14 protein-coding genes are annotated in these 17,269 nt (G+C 57.3%); 4 read left to right on the top strand and 10 right to left on the bottom strand.

What is annotated here, in order from left to right:
- The first annotated feature begins 15 nt into the window (after nucleotides 1-15).
- Nucleotides 16-255: a MoaD/ThiS family protein gene (locus IPN69_17005; protein ID MBK8812411.1), complete on the top strand. Its 240-nt coding sequence runs from the start codon at nucleotides 16-18 to the stop codon at nucleotides 253-255.
- Between the two features lie 66 nt (nucleotides 256-321).
- Nucleotides 322-765: a molybdenum cofactor biosynthesis protein MoaE gene (locus tag IPN69_17010; protein MBK8812412.1), complete on the top strand. Its 444-nt coding sequence runs from the start codon at nucleotides 322-324 to the stop codon at nucleotides 763-765.
- 65 nt (nucleotides 766-830) lie between these two features.
- Here IPN69_17010 and IPN69_17015 read toward each other — a convergent pair whose 3' ends face one another.
- Nucleotides 831-2,687 (bottom strand): sigma 54-interacting transcriptional regulator, encoded by a 1,857-nt coding sequence (locus IPN69_17015; GenBank protein ID MBK8812413.1) that lies wholly within the window; start codon nucleotides 2,685-2,687, stop codon nucleotides 831-833.
- A gap of 266 nt (nucleotides 2,688-2,953) precedes the next feature.
- On the opposite strand from IPN69_17015, the gene IPN69_17020 reads away from it, so the two are divergent.
- A complete protein-coding gene (locus tag IPN69_17020) occupies nucleotides 2,954-3,403 on the top strand; it encodes a hypothetical protein (protein ID MBK8812414.1) in 450 nt (149 codons plus the stop codon).
- 182 nt (nucleotides 3,404-3,585) lie between these two features.
- Here IPN69_17020 and IPN69_17025 read toward each other — a convergent pair whose 3' ends face one another.
- From IPN69_17025 to IPN69_17035, 3 genes are all read right to left on the bottom strand, one after another.
- Complete coding sequence (locus tag IPN69_17025; protein MBK8812415.1) at nucleotides 3,586-6,252, bottom strand: serine/threonine-protein kinase; 2,667 nt, start codon at nucleotides 6,250-6,252, stop codon at nucleotides 3,586-3,588.
- Between the two features lie 111 nt (nucleotides 6,253-6,363).
- On the bottom strand, nucleotides 6,364-6,924 hold the full coding sequence (locus tag IPN69_17030; GenBank protein MBK8812416.1) for a hypothetical protein: 561 nt from the start codon (nucleotides 6,922-6,924) through the stop codon (nucleotides 6,364-6,366).
- Between the two features lie 261 nt (nucleotides 6,925-7,185).
- Nucleotides 7,186-8,100 (bottom strand): DUF4436 family protein, encoded by a 915-nt coding sequence (locus IPN69_17035; protein ID MBK8812417.1) that lies wholly within the window; start codon nucleotides 8,098-8,100, stop codon nucleotides 7,186-7,188.
- 304 nt (nucleotides 8,101-8,404) lie between these two features.
- On the opposite strand from IPN69_17035, the gene IPN69_17040 reads away from it, so the two are divergent.
- Nucleotides 8,405-9,421: a radical SAM protein gene (locus IPN69_17040; protein MBK8812418.1), complete on the top strand. Its 1,017-nt coding sequence runs from the start codon at nucleotides 8,405-8,407 to the stop codon at nucleotides 9,419-9,421.
- On the opposite strand, the gene IPN69_17045 is transcribed toward IPN69_17040, so the two are convergent.
- The 6 genes from IPN69_17045 to mgtA form a co-directional block, all read right to left on the bottom strand.
- Complete coding sequence (locus tag IPN69_17045) at nucleotides 9,389-9,931, bottom strand: pentapeptide repeat-containing protein (GenBank protein MBK8812419.1); 543 nt, start codon at nucleotides 9,929-9,931, stop codon at nucleotides 9,389-9,391. The two genes, IPN69_17040 and IPN69_17045, sit on opposite strands and share 33 nt — an antisense overlap.
- Nucleotides 9,820-10,212, bottom strand: a complete 393-nt coding sequence (locus tag IPN69_17050; GenBank protein ID MBK8812420.1) for a hypothetical protein — start codon at nucleotides 10,210-10,212, stop codon at nucleotides 9,820-9,822. The genes IPN69_17045 and IPN69_17050 overlap by 112 nt, the downstream gene beginning before the upstream one ends.
- A gap of 164 nt (nucleotides 10,213-10,376) precedes the next feature.
- Entirely contained in the window at nucleotides 10,377-10,787 is a 411-nt protein-coding gene (locus IPN69_17055) for a sporulation protein (GenBank protein ID MBK8812421.1), read from the bottom strand.
- Between the two features lie 14 nt (nucleotides 10,788-10,801).
- Nucleotides 10,802-12,415: an HlyD family efflux transporter periplasmic adaptor subunit gene (locus IPN69_17060; protein MBK8812422.1), complete on the bottom strand. Its 1,614-nt coding sequence runs from the start codon at nucleotides 12,413-12,415 to the stop codon at nucleotides 10,802-10,804.
- 4 nt (nucleotides 12,416-12,419) lie between these two features.
- Nucleotides 12,420-14,786, bottom strand: a complete 2,367-nt coding sequence (locus IPN69_17065) for an ABC transporter permease (GenBank protein ID MBK8812423.1) — start codon at nucleotides 14,784-14,786, stop codon at nucleotides 12,420-12,422.
- The gene (mgtA, locus tag IPN69_17070) at nucleotides 14,786-17,269 is read right to left on the bottom strand and encodes a magnesium-translocating P-type ATPase (GenBank protein ID MBK8812424.1); all 2,484 of its coding nucleotides are present in this window, start codon (nucleotides 17,267-17,269) and stop codon (nucleotides 14,786-14,788) included. The genes IPN69_17065 and mgtA overlap by 1 nt, the downstream gene beginning before the upstream one ends.

Consider the following 17,269-nt stretch of genomic DNA (forward strand, 5'->3'; position numbering starts at 1 on the left):
TGCCGTCGAGATATTATGAAACTTGTTGCCTTATTCTTCGGCGCAACGGCTGATGCCGTCGGGGAGCGCGAGGTCGAGATCGAGGTGCAGGCGGATGCTTCCGCGGGCGATGCGGTCGATGCGGTCGTCGGGAGGTTTCCCGCGCTCCGTGGCCAGTCGCTCCTGTTCGCCGTGAATCAGGAATATGTCGGGCGCGAAACGCCCGTCGCGGACGGCGACGAACTCGCGATTTTCACAGCCGTCAGCGGCGGTTGAACTGCCAATTTTCAATTTTCAGTTATCAACTATTCCGGTCGACGTTCATCAAAAAGGGTCGTCACGATGTCAGAAAGACAAACTCCTGATTTCCGAGATCACGTCGCGCTGACGACCGAGCCGCTTGACGTCGGTGCGATCGCGCGGCGCGTCGTTTCGCCGATCTGCGGGGCCATCGTCACGCTCGATGGGTTCGTCCGGCAATTCACGAAGGGCCGCGAGACGCAATATCTCGTCTACGAAGCGTATGAACCGATGGCGTTCAAGGAGATGGATAAGCTCGTCGCGCGCGTTCACGAGGAGTTTCAGATCGAAAACGTGACGATCGTCCACCGGATCGGGAGGCTCGAGATCGGCGAGACAAGCGTCGTCATTGCCGTCGCGGCCCCGCACCGCCGCGCCGCCTTCGAAGCCTGTGAATGGCTGATCAAGGAACTGAAACGGACGGTTCCGATCTGGAAAAAAGAAGTCTACGCCGACGGCGAAGTCTGGGTCGAAGGCGAAAAATGAACCCGCGGAATTTCGCCTTTTCTCCGATTGGTCTTTTGGGGATTGGCTTGATGCAGCCACGCCGGTTAAAGGCGGAATTCGAGCCGCTCCAACTCTTCCTTCATTTCTAAATTTCGTATTAAACGATGAAGATAATTCGGATGAACGCCGAGGAGTTTGGCGGTTTCGACATAGCTGCCGTTGGATTTGCGAAACGCCTCAGCAATCACCGAACGTTTGGTCTCACGGATCGAATCGTGATAACTGGACGTCAGATTGCTTTCACCGACACGGGTTTCGAGAATGTCATCCGGCAGATCCTCGGGCAGGATCCATTCACCGGATCCCAAGACCACGGCGCGTTCGATCGAGTTTTCAAGTTCCCGGACGTTGCCCGGAAATTCGTATTTCGCGAGCAGCTTTGAGGCCGCCGACGATATCCCGCGAAGCCGGCGGTTCGTCTGGCGGCCGAACTTATCTGCGAAATACTTCGCAAGCATCGGGATGTCGTCGGGGCGATCGCGAAGCGCCGGCATCGTGAAACGGACGACATTCAGGCGATAGAACAGATCCTGACGAAAACGGCCATTTGCGACCTCGACATTCAAGTCCCGGTTGGTTGCGGCGATCAGCCGTATATCGGCGCGGATCGGTCGCGTCCCGCCAACCCGTTCGAACTCGCGTTCCTGCAAGACGCGAAGCAGTTTGGCTTGAAGAACGATGTTCATCTCGCCGATCTCGTCGAGAAAGAGCGTCCCGCCGGCCGCCATCTCGATCTTGCCTCTTTTTTGCGCGACGGCCCCCGTGAACGCGCCTTTTTCGTGGCCGAACAACTCCGATTCAAGCAGTGTTTCGGTCAGCGCCGCGCAGTTGATGGCGACGAACGGCATCGATCGCCGGGCGCTGTTCTGGTGGATCGATTGCGCCGCGAGTTCTTTTCCCGTACCGCTTTCACCATCGATCAAAACCGTTGAACCGGTCGGCGCGACCTTGCGGATGATCGCGAAAACCCGCTGCATCGAATCCGACTCGCCGAGCATATTCCGCCCAAAGGATTCGTTTCGAAGGCGCTCGTTCTCGTCCGCGAGATTCGCCCACGCGCCCGCGTTATCAAGTGCGACGCCGCCGATCGAGGCGACCGCCGTCAAAAACCGAATATGACTTTCATCGAACGTCGCCGTCGAACTCGCGAGATAGATCACGCCGAGAGGCCGCTCGAAAACGATCATCGGAACCGCGACCAGCGAACGCGTCTTTGAAACGAACAGACTCTCTGACGAATTCGGCTCGACCTCGGGGACGAGCAACACCGCACGTTCGCGAAGTACCCGGTCGATCACGGTTTGGCTGACGATCACAGGATTGTTCGGCGCGAGACGATTGGAGACGGCGCTCCGAACGATCGCCAAATCGTCGTCAACAGTGACAATCGCGCCCGAATCGGCCGGCACCACCTCAAAGATCAGTTCGAGCATCGCCGTTTCAAGTTCGCCGGCGTCGCGAATCGTGTTGATCGTCGTTGAGATCTTGAGGATCGCCGTCAGATCGCGCGCCATCGCACCGAATACCTCATCGATCGCGATACGGACCGAATCCTTCGGAAGACGAAACTCGGTCGCGTCGATGGCAAGCGAACTCGACGGCGCGTCCGATTCGCGGTCCGAGAATCGAAAAGTGAAATCGCCGACCTTCATCTCGTCTCCGTTCTTCAAGATCGCGCCGGCGGCGTTGACGCCATTGATCAGCGTTCCATTCAGACTGCCGAGATCACTGACGGCGAACGCGTTGTCGCGGCGTTCGATGACGCAATGACGACGGGAGACGGACGAGTTTTTGAGGATGATCGAGTTGCCGACCTCGCGGCCGATGGTTGTCACGTCCTCTTTTAGCACGAACACCTGACCCGCGCCCGGTCCGTAGCTGATTTTTATTCTCGGTTCCATCGAAAGACAAGTTTAGAACGAATCGATCGGTTTTTGAAACGGTGAAAACGGCCGACCGTACGCGAATTCGCCGAACGACTATCCGATCGGCGATACGAACTATCCGAACGGATAGCGATTTCATCCCGCCGCCGGATCGGCGATCAGCGTTTGCGAGTATAAATGGTTGCTATACAACGAGTTACACTGGACTTCGAGGTATGGCACGCAACTCGCCAAGGTTATTGCGACCATAGGGTTCGATATTACTTTTTAGGAGAAAAACTATGAAATCGCAATCATTCAAGTCATTCGCAATCGCCCTCGTTATCGGAGCGGCGGCATTCTTTGGAACCGTCGCAACGGTCTCGGCGCAAAGCAAACTCACGTTCGAAACAAAGTTCGACTTTCAGGTCGGGAACGACAAGATGCAGGCCGGAAAGTTCGAACTGCGAAAGGTCGCGCCCGGTAGATTCGTCCTGCGGAGCGTCGAGTCCAACAAGAGCCGGATCATCGTCAGCGAGATCACGGTCGGCAGCGATCGAACGACGGCCGAGCAAGTGACATTCAATCGCTACGGCGAGCGATACTTTCTACGGGGCCTGTTCACGCGCCGCGCCTCGGCCGGGATCGATGTCGGCGAGTCTTCGGCCGAAAAAGAGATTCGCAAGAACGACGCGTTGCTCGCGAGAAACGGCGGCAAACGTGAAACCGTCTCGGTGAATCTGACAAACTAGGCTTGTTTTGCAGAATCAGGTCTAACGAAAGCCGCTCCTGACGACCCGAATCGTTGGGAGCGGCTTTCGATTTTGGCGATTGCCGGATCTTCGGAATAGTTGAAAGACACCTGCAAGTCGATAGAGTTGAACCTACAGCCGCCAATCGTCACACGCTAGCCGCCCCGAAGATCCGCCAAAGCCTAAAATCGAAAGAGCACCGCGTCGCTGGTCAGCGTGCCGCGCGAAACCGCGAGCTTTTCGCCGTCCTGCGACCAAGCGAAACCGAAGATGAAGTTGTCGTTGAAGCTTGTGATCCGCCGCGGTTTTTCGCCGTTCAACGGCAATATCCAAACATTTGCGAAGCCGTTCTCGTCGTTTACGAACGATAGGCTTTTCCCATCCGGCGTCCATCGAATCACGAACTGAGTTTCGCTATTCTTCTGGACCGCCGTGGTCGGGAGTTCGAAGTTTGTCGTCTTGCCGTCCGCGATGTCGATGATCTCAAATCCGTGCCGGCGTTTCTCTTCATCCCAATAGACCGTCGCGACACGTTTTCCATCGGGTGAGAGCGAGACGTTGACGATGGTATTTTCAGGGAGTTGAACCGGCGCGTTGAAATCCGTAGTGTCTCTGAAAAGCTGCGTGCCCTGACGGTCGACGTTAGCCAAATACAGCAGATGATTCGACCCGGCGGCGCAGGTCACGCCCCATTTGTTCTCGAGCGTTTGCTGATTCCGGCCGTCGAGTTCCATTCGAGCCGAGCCGCCGCGCTCGTTGCCGATGACCGCGTAGAAAACGTACTTTCCGTCGCCCGAAACGCACGGTGACAGCTTTGGAGTCGCGTCGGAGGTCAACTGCCTTTTGCCCGTTCCGTCTTCGTTCATCATCCAGATCTCGGCATTGCCGCTGACGTTGGACGAATAGACGAGCCGGTTGTCGGCCGTCCAACTCAGGCCGATTCCTTCGGTTTTCCCGTCGGTGATGCGGCGCGCGAGTGCCGGTTTTTTCGGAGAAACGTTCCATACGCTCAGCAGTAGATCCTCCTGAACGGCAAGCATACTGCGGCCGTCTGCCGAAACGCTCAGCGCGCCGTAACTGTTCAAATCCCTTGTGATCTGGCGCAGATTTCCGGAACGATAATCGAGTTGCCAGATCTGCGTCCGAAACTCTCGCGAATTGACGAGGGTCACAAGCAGTCCGGTTTTGTCCGGCAGCCAGACGAATCGATTCGGCTGAACCTTGTTGGTCTCGTCACGCCAGATGGTCCTGATCTCACCGCCGCCTGCGGGAATCTCGGCGATTTGCGGAAAGCGTCGGTCCGGAGCGTTTTCAAAGAGCCCGAAAGCGATCGATTTGCCGTCGGGCGCCCAGATCGGACGATAGGCAAACGCTCCGGGCAGAGACAGTACCTCGCGTTCATCGGTGCCGTCCGAAGCGATAGTAAGCAACACAAAACGCCTGGCGCGGTCGTCCGAGCGAACAAAGGTCAACCTCGATCCGTCCGGCGCGACGGAAATGCCGGGCATACAATCGTGGACGATCTTCTGCGGCACGCCGCCGAGCGCCGGAATCCGGTATACCTGACCAACCGAAACCCGGTCCCAGACGTTGTAATAGACCCATTTGTTGTCGGGCGAGACAGCAATCCCCTGAAACACGCTCTCGGACGCGGGAACGATCTGCAGAACGCTGCCGCCCGAAGTCTGTTTGATCCACAAGGCCTGTTTCGCGCCATCGTCAGTAACGTAAACGATGTGATCGCCGGCCGGTGAAATGACCGCGTCGACGACCTTCCCGAGATTCGTCTGCCGCGTGGAATCGCCGAGATCGAAGACCTTCGGCCCGGACGCAGAACCAAAATACTTCCAAACCACAAGGGCGGACGCCGCGATCAGTATCAGCGCTGGAAATACGGTCAAAATGGGAAACCGCCGCGATCGTATTCCGGACTGCCCGATGGTCGGACGCGTCAAACTCCCGGTAACCGCGGGAACTTGGGTCGCCGAAACCCGCAGACTTTCCCCTGATTCCGAAGCGTCACCGCGTGCGCGCCTTAGGCGGCGGAGATCCGCGAGTAGGTCAGAAGCGGTTTGATAGCGTAGGTCGCGGTCCTTTTCGAGCAGCTTTTCGATGATCGCGACCACTTCCGGCGGAACATCGCCTTCGATTTTCGCGGGCGGACGGTTCAGAATCGAATCGAAGGTACCGGCCTGAGTCGGGGCCTTGAACGGCAATTCGCCGGTCACCATCTCGTAGAGCAGCACGCCGAGACTCCAGAGATCCGTTCGGCCATCGAGGTTTTTGCCGAGCGCCTGTTCCGGTGACATATACTGGACCGTTCCAACCAGCATTCCATCCTCGGTTTTGGCGCGCGTGACTTCTTCGTCCGAAACGTCTTCGGCCATACTCTTGGCGAGCCCGAAGTCGAGTATCTTGATCTGGCCGCGATGATTGACGATGATATTCGACGATTTGATGTCGCGGTGGATGATGCCGGCGCGATGCGCCTCATCGAGCGCGTCTGCTATCTGCGACGCGGTGCTGAGAAGGTCGTCCGTCGAAACCGAACGCCTCTCGATGCGTTCCGCAAGAGTCTCTCCCTGCACCAGTTCCATCGCCAGAAACGGCGTATCCGCGGTCGCGTCGATCTCGTAAATGGTGCAGATATGGGGATGATTGAGATTCGCGGCGAGGCGCGCTTCCTGAAGGAAACGGTTGAGCCGCTTCCGGTCGACAGCCATCCCGGCCGGAAGAACCTTGAGCGCGACCTTGCGGCCGAGCTTGGAGTCCTCCGCGAGAAAGACTTCACCCATTCCTCCGGCTCCGATCCGCTTGATGATCTTGTAGTGCGAGATTTCTTCGATCACTTGTAATTCAAACGAAAACCGATCGTTATAGTTCGATTGAAAATCCGTCGGCGAAACGAAAGCGGCGAGCGAAAGGTTCGCCCGCCGCTTGGTTTACCCTGATCAACCGGACTAGTTCGACTTGAACTCGGTCGGATTGTCTTTGACGATCTGGTCGGCTTTCTTCATCAGATCTTCGGCTTCTTTGTTGATGTCGCCGGATTTCTTGACGTAGTCGTCCATCAGAGTGTTGACCTTTTCGAGGTCCTTCTCGCTCTGGAAGGATTTGACGAACGCGGTTGTCGCTTTGTCGTGCTCGCTGCGTTTCTTGATCTCCTGACCCTTGAGGCTGAGATACTCCTTGAATTTGGCCGAAACGTCGAGCTTCGACGCCGCTTCGAATTTTCCGCCGGCATCCGCAAGGTCTTTTTCCGAACCTTCAAGAAGCTTCAACAGCTCATCGAGCTTGGCTTTGTTCGTGTTCTTGTACTCTTCAAGGTCGTCCGCCTTCAGGTTGCCGAAGATCTCTTTGATCAACGCGGCCGACTTGGTCGACGACTCATTGCTCTTCTTGATCGTCGCATTCGCTTCGTCGACCAATTTGTTAGCTTCGCCCATTTGGCCGCAAGCGATTCCGATCAGTCCGAGCGCCGCAACGATCGAAACGACCATAACTGTTTTAAGTTTATTCATTAGTTTCTCCTGTTTTTTTCTATCAAATTCCCGCAAGCCGTCTGGATCTGTTGTCCTTTCCGGGAGCGATTGTTTTGTAGCCAATCTTATAGCTTCGTGCCGCGATTTCCAAAACGTTCGACTTGAATTTTCCGGGGCCGTTCGCGGCAAAAGATGAGAATGACGGTCGGGCTCCGAAGAAGACCGGCAAAAAGGAACCGTTCCGTCATTCTCAAACCAATTATCTCTTGCTGCCCTCGTCCGTCGAGGCGCAGAAAATGCTCATTTGTTTGGACGCAGGATCCAGGTGAAGATCATCGTCAACAAACATAGTGCAAGCACTGCTTCCGCCCAAAAGAAAGCAATGTAGTCGGCGGTGATCCCGACCGGCGGAACCGAAGGCTGACTATTGCGTATTGCGACGAACGCGAATAGCAGCGTCGCGATGAACGACATCATCGCCATCTCTACCTTGCGATCCTTGAAAACGACGGTGATCACGAAAATCACGACGGCGAGAGTCACCAACACCATCAACAAACTGACGAAAACCGAGAAGACCTTGACCATCGTCGCACGGACGATCGTCATTTCGAGATCGAGGTACGTCGCGTCGCTTTCCTTGGATTTTTCGGTCGTGATCGTATAACCCGGCATCGACGGCGCAAAATCCAGCTTGAACGGAACTTCGATCTCGGTTTCTTCCTCCTCGTTGGTTTCCTGTTTCGCTTCCGGCTCGGTGTTCGCTTCCTTCGGCTTTTCGGCCGGTTTGTCGGGCTTGACGGTAAAGTAGAAGGAAAGCGTCGCCTTGTGGGTGTCGAACGGGTAATCTTCGACAACCCCGTCGTACATATTCAAAACGACCTCGGTCGGCGAAACGCGCTTGCCCTTTTCAAACACGATCTCCTGTTTGCCGTTTGAACTGACGGTGTCGAACTTCAATGTCTTCTTGAGCGTTCCGTCCTCATTGGCGAAATTGCCGTACGCGTCGAACTCCAGACGGACCGTGACGTCACCCTTGATCGGGTCGATGGAAAGGATCTTTCCCAAGACGTGAATATAGTTCTCGCTGTTCGCGGCGTCCGTCGGTTTGGAATCCGTTTGGGCAAACGCCACGCTCGACAGTGCGGTCAACGCAGCAAGAAAAAATACTGAAAACCTGACGGCGAATGAACGGCCGAAATTACGATCTGACATAAGTTTCCTCCAAAAAAACTGAATCAATGCCGCCCGAAAAACATACCTTCGGCAACCTTTCTAAGACAAAAACGGAATTCGAAGCAAAAAAGGGTCACAAGAAAACTCAAACGACAGCCTTCAAATCCTGAATCAACGGTCGAACACAAACGCAGAAACCTGTCCGTATGCTTCCGGGCAGTGACTGTTCGGTTTCAATTTGATGAACTGCGTGCGAAACGACTGATTATTCAACACCGAAATCGAAAAAGCAAAGCCCCGTGCGGTCTTGCGCGTCCCACAGGATTCGCGTATTGTTTCATCTGTGAAACAAGTCTTGAATCCTCCGAATCCGTATCTTAAGTACTCCGCCGAGTTCATCGGCGAGGCGCCGTCGGCGAAACTTGAAGTTTTCGAAGAGACAGCGACGAAAAAGATCATCACCAAGGCGTTTTCCTCCGATTTCGGGCATCGCTACACGGTCAACTGCTACCGCGGATGCATTCACGCCTGCACATATTGCTTCGCGCGACAATATCACGAGTATCTCGGTTACGGCGCGGGCACGGACTTTGAAACAAAGATCGTCGCGAAGGTCAACGCTCCCGAGATCCTCCGTCGCGAACTTCGCAAACTGCGGGAGAAGATCAATCATCTGGACTTCTCGTTCGCCACCGATCCTTATCTTCCGCTCGAAGCGAGTTACGAACTGACCCGCGGGTGCCTCAAAGTATGCGAGGAGTTTCGGTTTCCGGTCGCGGTCATCACGAAGTCGCCGCTTGTGACGCGCGACGTGGACATTTTGCGAAATCTGAAATGCACGGTGTTCTTCTCGATCCCGTTCCTGACCAGGGAGAAGTCGAACCCGTTCGAACTTTATGCGCCCGTACCGGAAGTCAGGTTCAAGGCGATGAAGACGCTGAGCGATGCGGGGATCCGAACCGGGATTGCGATCGCACCGATCATTCCGGGTTACAACGAGGATGATATTCCGCTCTTGCTCGAACGCGCACGCGATTGCGGCGCGACGAAAGCATTTATGTCGATGGTTCACTTCGATACGGATTCGATCGAGGAATACTTCGTCAAACGTTTGCACGAGAAACTTTCGCCGTCGAAGGCGGACAAGATCCTCAAACAGATCAAGCGCGAGCGCGGCGGAACGCTCCGTCACGAGTCATACGCGACGCGCGACCACGGGAAAACCGAAAAATGGCAGATCGCGCAGAAACTGTTCGACCTCAACTTCCGCAGGCTGGGCTTTCAAGGCCGGGACTCCGCGCCGGACACGTCCCGGCCGATCGAATCGTTACCGGTTCAGGGGAAACTCTTCCGATTTTAGATTTTGGATTTTAGATTTTGGATTTTGGATTTTGGAATCCTGGAATCCTGGAATCCTGGAATCCTGGGATCCTGGAATCCTGGAATCCTGGAATCCTGGAATCTGGAATCTGGAATCTGGAATCCTGGAATTCTGGAATCTGGAATCCTGGAATCTGGAATCCTGGAATCTGGAATCCTGGAATCTGGAATCCTGGAATCCTGAAATCCTGGAATCGTGGAATCCTGGAATCCTGGAATCCTGGAATCTGGAATCCTGGAATCTGGAATCCTGAAATCCTGGAATCCTGGAATCCTGGAATCTGGAATCTGAAATCCTGGAATCCTGGAATCCTGAAATCCTGGAATCTGAAATCCTGGAATCTGGAATCCTGGAATTCGGAATCCTGATTGCCGGGTCTATTTTCCGCGAATCCGGATTGCGATGGCAGGGGCGAAAACCAGGAACAGAAGCCCGAACGCCATCAGGCCGCCACGCGTCACATCGTAGTCTTCGAAGATCCGGTCCCAACTGAGGTTCATCACGAATCTGCCGATCAGGAATTCGAACAAGGCGGTCAATATCATCCAGATCAAGGCGGCTATGTAGAGGAACTTCCGCGACGGTGCGTCGAGCCAGCGAATCGTCAGGAGCGCAACGGCGAGGATCAGTCCGAGCGCGACGAAAAACGCGATCCGCCGCGCCGTGAAATCCCCGACCAACGGTGCGAGAAACATCTGCCGCAGCGTACCGTGAACGCTCTCAACGAAAATCAGCAGAAGCCAAACGGCGAGTGTCCGAATGTAGAACATATCAACTCCATTTTGAAATCAAGGCCTTCGAGATAACTGACAACTGATAGCTGATAGCTGATAACTGATAGTTCGATTTGTGACTATCATCTTTCAACTATCAGCTAGGCACTATTCCGGGGATTCATTTCTCAGATCTCGCGAATCGAGCCTCAAATCCGTCGTTACGCGCACTGACGGACGCCGGTTTTGTTGTTCGGCGCAATCTTCCGGACCAACTTCGCCAACGCCCAGGCGCTCAAGAGAATTGCAGGCGCAGCGGCGGCGATCGCCGGCAGCAGTGCGAGCCAGTCGCGCGTCGGTCGAAAGCGGGTTTCACCGTTCTTCATCTCGATGTAGCCGACCGGCGTCAAGGCGACTCCGCCGCCGCCGCCCGATCCTTCCTCGTCTTCTTTTTTGCCGCCGCCGCCGCCGAAACCGTAGGCCGCTTTGGCGACCGTGATGACGGTCACGCCACCGCGTTCGACCGGTTCACCGTAGATCAGTCTGGCATTTGCGGAAATACCGATCTGACGCGCCAAGCGCTCGACAAAAGTGTTTCCCGAGCTTTGCGTGGCTTCCTGATGTTCTGACATATTGCCTCCTTGGTTCATTCGGTCGCGATGTATGAGCCTTCGCCGAGGTCGTTCGAGGGATGAAGAATTACTTCCTCCGTTTCGCTCAACCCGCCGGTGATCTCCGCTTCGTCCGGATTCCGATGTGCGACCTCGACATTGCGAAGCCGCGCACGGCCGCTATCATTTACAAAGACCGCCCAACCTTCGCCGCTGCGAAAGAGCGCGCTCGCCGGAATCTTCAAAACCGAGCCGCTTTCCCAAACAACGATCTTCGCCTCGACACGGAATCCGTCGCCCAGGCTCTCGGGGCGTTCGAGGAAATCGACGATCAGGTTCACCCGTTGTTCCTCGATTCCGAGCGACGAGACCTTGGTGAACGCGGCCGGCTCGATTAGTCTTACGCGTCCCGCCGCGGTTCGGTTCTCGCCCCACCCGCCGAGGGTCGCGCGGTCGCCCGGCTTGATCTTCACCGCATCGGTCGAAAGGACGTCAACGACGATCTCAAGATTCGAGGGATTGCTCAATTCGAGAAGCGGCGCGCCGGCGGTCACGACGCGTTCGCTCTCTTCGATGATCTTGAGGACGCTGCCGTCGACCGGAGCGACGACCTTCGTCACTTCACCCGTGCCGGTTTCATCGCCAAGCAAGGCGGACTTGGCGCGTGTCACCTCGTCGGCCGCCGCGCGGAGTCTGAACTGCGCGGCCTCGACTTCTTTTTCGAGAGCGCGTTCGGCCGTCAAACTCTGTTCGAGATCCTGTTTCGATGTTTTTCCGTACGTCAAAACATTCTTCGCACGCTCGGCCTCGCGCCGCGCCTGGGCGAGGTCGTCGCGAAGGTGTTTGATGTTCTCCTGCGCTTCGACCCTGCCCTCGCGCGCGAGCTCGATGTCGGACTCAGCCGCTTCGAGACGGTAACGCGCGGCTTCAAGTTCTTTTGAGATCGTCTGTTCGGCGAGGCGTTTCTGTTCATATTCCTCGCGCGCGATGACGCCGGCTTCGATCAGATCGGCGGCGCGTTTTGAGTCCCGCCGCGCTTGCTGGAGGTTGTTGGTCAGCCTCTCGACGGCCGCTTCGGCCTCCTTCTTGTTGGCGATCGTTTGCGTGATCCGCTGGCCCGCCGCGCGTTCCCGGGTTTGAGCGGCCGAAAGATCCGAGCCAAGAGTGCGTTCGGCGTTGAGTTTGCGTTCGTAGTCCTCGCGCGCGACCTGTCCGTAATCCATCAGATTTCGCGAACGCTCGCGGTCGCGACGCGCTTGTTCCAGCTTGGCGACCGCCCGTCCGAGATTCGCGTCCGCCTCCATCTTCGCTGCTTCGGCGATCCGGATCCGCGACGCTGCGTCCGTACTCTGGCGGACGTCGAGCGGCGCGAGCGGCAATGCTTCGATCTCCGCGACCGCGTCGCCTGCCTTGACCTCGTCTCCGCGGCGCAGCGTTATACGCCGGAGCCGCCCGTTGACCGGCGCGGCGACACTGAAGCGATCGTGAACGCGGGTCATTCCCTGGCCATCGACGGTCACGGTCAGCGGGCCCGAAAGCGCTTTTGCCGTTTCGACCTTGATCCTGTCGGGCCGCGAGAGAACGTAGCCGACGGCAACCAGCGCGAAGATCGAAAGTGCTGCATAGATTATGTTTCTTCGTTTTCGCATAACGTCACTCCCGCGTCTTGAGCGCTTCGATCAAATCGAGCCGCCGCAGACGCCAACCGACCAGCAGCGCCGAAAGCGTGCTCGCCGTGACCGTCGCCAACAGCGCGTAAACGTATGATTTTGGCGATACTATCAGCGGCAACCGAATGAGTTCGGCATCCACGGCTTTGACCATTAGGACGCACAACCCGTATCCGAGCAGCCATCCGAGCGGGATCGCGGCTGCGGTCAGGAACGCCTGTTCGCCGAGGAGCATCGTGCCGATCTCGCGCCGCGTGAAACCCAATACCCGAAGCGATGCCAACTCGCGGCTCCGTTCCGAAAGCGCGATCCGCGCGCCGTTGTAAACGATGCCCATCGAGATCACCGAGGCGAATCCGATGATGAACGAGATCGAGGTGTACATCGTTCGCGAGATCGTCGCGTTGAAATTCGAGAGCGCGGCCTCCGGAATGCCGACGGCGCTGACGCTCGGCGTGTTCTTCAGGCGCCTGTAAAGCGGCGGCGCTTTTGATTGATCGACGGCGAGATACGCGCCCGACATCGAATCGTCCTCGCCGAGCAGCCGATTCAGCGCCGACTTGTCCATATAGACCGAAAGCCCGATGAGTTCGTCGATCAATCCCGCGACGCGCACCGCTTTGACCGGCCGTTTGCCTTCGAGTATTTCAAGCGTCAACTGATCGTCGGGCGCAACGTGCAGGATCTCAGCCAGTTTTGTCGTCAGCACGACGCCGTCCGGCGGGACCGCGACCCGCGAACGGTCTCGGTCGATCATCTGCCTGAGTTCGCCCGAAGGTTGAAGGCCGATGATCGCGAGCCGCCGCGAAAAATGGCCGTTGCGCAGCCGAACGGGAACGATCCGGAAGGGTTCGACGCGCAGAACTCCGTCAAGCGCTGCGAGATCGTAGCGTGCGGTCGGCGGCTGCGGTTCGTTGAAATATACCGAAACATCCTCGCGCTGGACGAGCCGGAACTGGACGAAAATAATGTCCGTGAGCGCGTCGAAGTACATATAGAAACTGACGACGAGCATCATCACCGAGAGGGAAATACCGAACGAGGTGAGCACCGCTTTGAGCGGGTTCCGGGTTAGGTTCCGGAAGATGATCCGCACCGCCGGACTCATAAATCGAAGCAGTCCGAGACGTTCGAGGAATCCCGCCTGAAAGCGCGCCGGCGGTTCGGGCCGCATTGCTTCGGCCGGCGCGAGACGGACGGCGCGGCGGACGGCGCTGAGCGCCCCGAGAAGCCCCGCGCCGAAACTGACCGCCAGCGCGAGCATCAAAATGTCGGTCGTGACCTCAAATCCGGAGATCGGAAAACGGAAGAACTCGGCGTAGAGCGCGGTGATTCCCGCGCCGATGTAAGAACCGACAGCGATTCCGAGCGCGCTGCCGATCAAAATCGTCAAAAACGCGAATTTCAAATAATGCCAGCCGATGGCGGAATTGCCGTAACCGAACGCCTTGAGCACCGCGATCTGTTCGCGTTCGATGGCGACGAAGCGCGTCATCACGAGGTTCAGCAGAAACGCCGTGACGCCCAGGAAGATCGTCGGGATGAAAATTCCGGTCGTATTGAGCTCGGCGATCTCGTTCGTCAGATACTCGTGCGATGGCTGGCTGGCACGCCCGAAAGCGCCCTGTCCTCCGTATTCGTCAAGGATCGAATCGACCCTGGCGATGACTTCGGCCTCGTTCGCGGCGCCCGTCAGGCGGAGCGTCAGATCGTTGAACGCGCCGTCCATATCGAAAATATGTTCGAGCGTTTCGCGATTCATCCAGAGAACGCCGAAACGGCGGCTGTCGGGGAATATCTCGCCGGCGCGGATGCCGTAAACGTATTCGGGCGAGAGAGCGACACCGACGATCCTGAGTTTTTGGAAGCGGCCGTTGATGATCGCTGAAAGATCGTCGCCGACGTCGAGTTTGTTGGCCTCGACGAACGCCTCGCTCGCGAGAACCTCGTCGCGACGACCGGCTTCGATATAGCGGCCCTTGCGGATAAAAACGCCGTTGAGGAAATCGCGGCGCGTTTCGGGGATTGAGACCAAACGGCCGGTCGCCGGTTCGTCAAGCCCGGCGATGTCGAGCGTGACGTCGCGGACGATACGCGTTTCGGCCGCCGCAACGCCGTCGATCGCGGCAATCTTCCCGATAACCGAAACCGGCGCGCGTTTCACGTTGACGAACACGTCGGCAAACCGAAACTCTTCATACGTCGCGTTTTGCGACGCCAGAAGCGAATGATGATTTCCGCGCATCGCGACGAACGCCGCGACACCGCAGGCGACGACGAGCACGACGGCCGTAACTTGTCCGCGGAGCCGCCAAAAGTCTCTCAGCAATTTGCGGTTCAGCGTGTTGATCATCCGATCAGCCTCCTCATCAGGCGTCGTTTTACCGTTTCGACGAGGATCAGATACGTCACCGTCGCGGCGACAAGAAAAGCGAAGAAAGTCGGCGGCGGCGGCACGAAACCGAAATATCCGCCGATCGGCGAAAACGGGATCGCGATGGCAATGGCGACGACCGCGATCACAGCGAGCGCCAGGCTTCGGCTAGGACGGTTCTTCCAGGGACTCGAAGCCGTTCGGATAACGAAGACGACGAGCGTTTGGGTAGCGAGCGATTCAATGAACCAGCCTGTCTGAAATAGTTGCTCGCCCGCCTGGAAGTAATGCAGCAGGATGTAGAAGGTCAGAAAGTCGTAGATCGAACTGATCGGCCCGATGACGATCATAAAGTCGCGGATGACCTTGACGTCCCAGCGATGCGGCTTGCGGATAAAAGTCGGATCGACGTTGTCGGTCGGAATCGTGATCTGCGCCAGATCGTACAGGAAATTGTTGAGCAGGATCTGCGTCGGCAGCATCGGCAGAAACGGAAGAAAAAGCGCGGCGCCGGCCATTGAGAACATATTTCCGAAGTTGGAGCTGGTTCCCATCAGCAAGTACTTCATCACGTTGCCGAACGACTTCCGGCCCTCGATGATGCCGGCGTGAAGGACGCCGAGCCCGCGTTCGAGCAGGACGATCTCCGAGGCGTCCTTGGCGACGTCGGCGGCCGTCGAGACCGAGATCCCGACATCAGCGGACCGCAGCGACGGCGCGTCGTTGATACCGTCCCCCATAAAGCCGACGACGTGTCCCCTCGCCTTGAGCGCGAGAATGATGCGGTTCTTCTGCATCGGCGATACGCGCGCAAAGACGCTCGTCGATTCGGCGAGGCTGCCGAGCGCATCGTCGGAGACATGGTCGAGATCGGAGCCGAGAACGATCCGTTGGCCGTCGAGTCCGACGGAGCCGCAAACGTGCTTCGCGACGAGTTCGCTGTCGCCCGTGAGGATCTTCACCGTGACGCCGTCGGCCGCGAGTTTCTTGAGTGTCGAACGCGCCGATTCGAGCGGCTCGTCGGCGAAGTTAAGGAAACCCGCAAATGTCAGACCCGCCTCATCGGCGATCGCAAAAGAATCGCGTACGTCCGTGTATTTGTACGCAACGGCGAGAACCCTGATGCCTTTTGCGCTCGCCGACTCATAGACCCCGAGGCCTTCGGCGCGGAGTTTCTTCGTCAGCGGTTCGACGCGCCCCGAGGTTTCGACGCTTTCGCAGATCTCGAGCACGCTTTCGGGCGCGCCTTTGGTGATAAGCATCGACCGGCCGTCGCTTTCGACAACGACAGACATTCGCCGCCGCTCGAAATCGAACGGGACCTCACCGATCTTTTTAACCGCCGAAATGTCGGGATCGCCGTGTTCGAGGATCGCCTGATCGAGCGGGTTCAGCGAAACGATCGCGCGATCGATCGGGTTCTCGACGCCGGTCTGCAGGCGGCTGTTGATGTACCCGAGCGCGAAGGCGCGCTCCGAATCTTCGCCTAATGGATCGAGGTGTTCGAGCAGATTCAGTTTTCCTTCGGTGATCGTCCCGGTCTTGTCGCTGCAGAGGATATCCATACTGCCGAAATTCTGGATCGCCGCAAGATGCTTGACGATGACGTTCTTTTTCGCCATCAGCGCCGCGCCGCGCCCGAGCGTGATGGTCATTATCATCGGCAGAAACTCCGGCGTCAGGCCGACGGCGAGGGCGATCGAGAAGAACAGCGCCTCGAGCGGTTGCCGGCCGGCGAAGGTGTTGACGATAAAGACGAAGACGACAAGAAAAAAGATCAGCCTCGCGATCAACAATCCGAACTTTCGCGTGCCGTGCTCAAAATCGGTCTCCGGCGGCTTTTCTTCAAGTCGCGCGGCGATCTTGCCATATGTCGTGTCGCCGCCGGTCGCCGTCACGAGCGCTTCGCCCGATCCGCTGACAACCGAAGTGCCGAGATAGATTTCCGCGTCGGACTGTTTGTGTACGGGAAGCGATTCGCCCGTCAGCGAAGCTTCCTGAAGGTGCAGATCGATCGCCGAAAGAAGCTTTGCATCGGCCGGGACCAGGTCGCCGGCGATGACCCGAATGACGTCTTCGGTGACTACCTCGCGACGCGCGACCTCTTTCCAAACACCGTCGCGCCGGACGGTCGCCATTGGCGCGATCTTCTCGCGAAGCCGTTCGGCCGCGGTTTCCGAACGCGTCGTCTGGATGAAGTTGAGCGCCGCGCTGAGCGTGACCATAAGGGCCATAATGACGGCGTTGATAATTTCGCCGACAAACAACGAAACGGCGCTTGCGATCAACAGGATCAGCATCAGCGGTTCGAGAAGAAGCTTCAAAAAGCGGACGATCTTCCGGGTCTTCTGCACTTTGCCAAACTCGTTCGGGCCGAATTCGGCAAGCCGGCGCGCGGCGTCAACGGACGTCAGGCCCGGCAGTTCAATCTCTTTGGCGGGATTCGGATTCTCTTGCAT

The sequence above is a fragment of the Acidobacteriota bacterium genome (genome assembly GCA_016715115.1).
Classification (GTDB): Bacteria; Acidobacteriota; Blastocatellia; order Pyrinomonadales; family Pyrinomonadaceae; genus JAFDVJ01.

Coding starts and splice junctions, on each gene's coding strand:
- IPN69_17030 (MBK8812416.1), bottom strand. CDS start 6,924: ATGAATAAACTTAAAACAGTTATGGTCGTTTCGATCGTTGCGGCGCTC.
- IPN69_17055 (MBK8812421.1), bottom strand. CDS start 10,787: ATGTCAGAACATCAGGAAGCCACGCAAAGCTCGGGAAACACTTTTGTC.
- IPN69_17020 (MBK8812414.1), top strand. CDS start 2,954: ATGAAATCGCAATCATTCAAGTCATTCGCAATCGCCCTCGTTATCGGA.
- IPN69_17050 (MBK8812420.1), bottom strand. CDS start 10,212: ATGTTCTACATTCGGACACTCGCCGTTTGGCTTCTGCTGATTTTCGTT.
- IPN69_17005 (MBK8812411.1), top strand. CDS start 16: ATGAAACTTGTTGCCTTATTCTTCGGCGCAACGGCTGATGCCGTCGGG.
- IPN69_17035 (MBK8812417.1), bottom strand. CDS start 8,100: ATGTCAGATCGTAATTTCGGCCGTTCATTCGCCGTCAGGTTTTCAGTA.
- IPN69_17015 (MBK8812413.1), bottom strand. CDS start 2,687: ATGGAACCGAGAATAAAAATCAGCTACGGACCGGGCGCGGGTCAGGTG.
- IPN69_17060 (MBK8812422.1), bottom strand. CDS start 12,415: ATGCGAAAACGAAGAAACATAATCTATGCAGCACTTTCGATCTTCGCG.
- mgtA (MBK8812424.1), bottom strand. CDS start 17,269: ATGCAAGAGAATCCGAATCCCGCCAAAGAGATTGAACTGCCGGGCCTG.
- IPN69_17010 (MBK8812412.1), top strand. CDS start 322: ATGTCAGAAAGACAAACTCCTGATTTCCGAGATCACGTCGCGCTGACG.